The following is a 1,342-nucleotide window of genomic DNA, read 5'->3' as shown; positions in this document are numbered from 1 at the left end:
AATGATGGCTGCTTCTAAGCCAACATCCTGACTGTTTTAGCCTTCCCACTTCGTTTCCCACTTAGCCAATTTTAGGGACCTTAGCTGGCGGTCTGGGTTGTTTCCCTCTTGAGTCCGGACGTTAGCACCCGGTGCTCTGTCTCCCAAGCTGTACTCGTCGGTATTCGGAGTTTGCATAGGTTTGGTAAGTCGCCATGACCCCCTAGCCTAAACAGTGCTCTACCCCCGACGGTAATACTTGAGGCACTACCTAAATAGTTTTCGGAGAGAACCAGCTATTTCCAAGTTTGTTTAGCCTTTCACCCCTATCCACAGCTCATCCCCTAATTTTGCAACATTAGTGGGTTCGGACCTCCAGTACCTGTTACGGCACCTTCATCCTGGCCATGGATAGATCACTTGGTTTCGGGTCTACACCCAGCGACTAGTCGCCCTATTCGGACTCGATTTCTCTTCGCCTCCCCTATTCGGTTAAGCTTGCCACTGAATGTAAGTCGCTGACCCATTATACAAAAGGTACGCCGTCACCCCTAAGGGCTCCGACTTTTTGTAAGCATACGGTTTCAGGATCTATTTCACTCCCCTCCCGGGGTTCTTTTCGCCTTTCCCTCACGGTACTGGTTCACTATCGGTCGATGATGAGTATTTAGCCTTGGAGGATGGTCCCCCCATATTCAGACAGGGTTTCTCGTGCCCCGCCCTACTTGTCTGCAGCCTAGTACCACCGATCGGTTTTCACATACGGGACTATCACCCACTATGGTCGGCCTTTCCATGCCGTTTTGTTAACTGATCGACTATCACTGCAAGGCTCTTCCGAATTCGCTCGCCACTACTATCGGAATCTCGGTTGATGTCTTTTCCTCTGGGTACTTAGATGTTTCAGTTCTCCAGGTTCGCTTCGTGCACCTATGTATTCAGTGCACGATACCTCTTGCGAGGTGGGTTCCCCCATTCAGAAATCTCCGGATCAAAGCTTATTTGCCAGCTCCCCGAAGCTTATCGCAGGCTATCACGTCTTTCGTCGCCTATCATCGCCAAGGCATCCACCATATGCTCTTAGTCACTTGACCCTATAACTTTGGACTCTCTTAGCGAGAATCAAAGCCTGGTTTCAAAGACTGGTGAGGTCTTGCACCTCACGCGTTATGCCGTAATGTGAATATCTTTGGCTGCATCTTGCGATGCAGCTTAGAGAATATTCGTCATTACTAGATAAATTTGCATTCGCAAAATATCTGTTTTGACGCAATCAAAATGTTGCTGGCGGCACGGTGAGTATTTTTCAACTCTTTCCACCAGCAACGCTGATTTCGACTCTATGAATTTTTAAAGAACAGCC

The 1,342-nt window shown here is 48.7% G+C and carries 1 rRNA gene; it reads right to left on the bottom strand.

The annotated features are described in order from the left end of the window. Window positions 1-1,073: ribosomal RNA gene (locus V8Z78_RS26960) — 23S ribosomal RNA — on the bottom strand; the annotation flags it as partial. Window positions 1,074-1,342 lie beyond the last annotated feature (269 nt).

Origin of the sequence: Comamonas sp. wu1-DMT, assembly GCF_040187805.1 — a bacterium.
Classification (GTDB): Bacteria; Pseudomonadota; Gammaproteobacteria; order Burkholderiales; family Burkholderiaceae_C; genus Comamonas; species Comamonas thiooxydans.
This window is presented reverse-complemented; position numbering and strand designations above follow the sequence as displayed.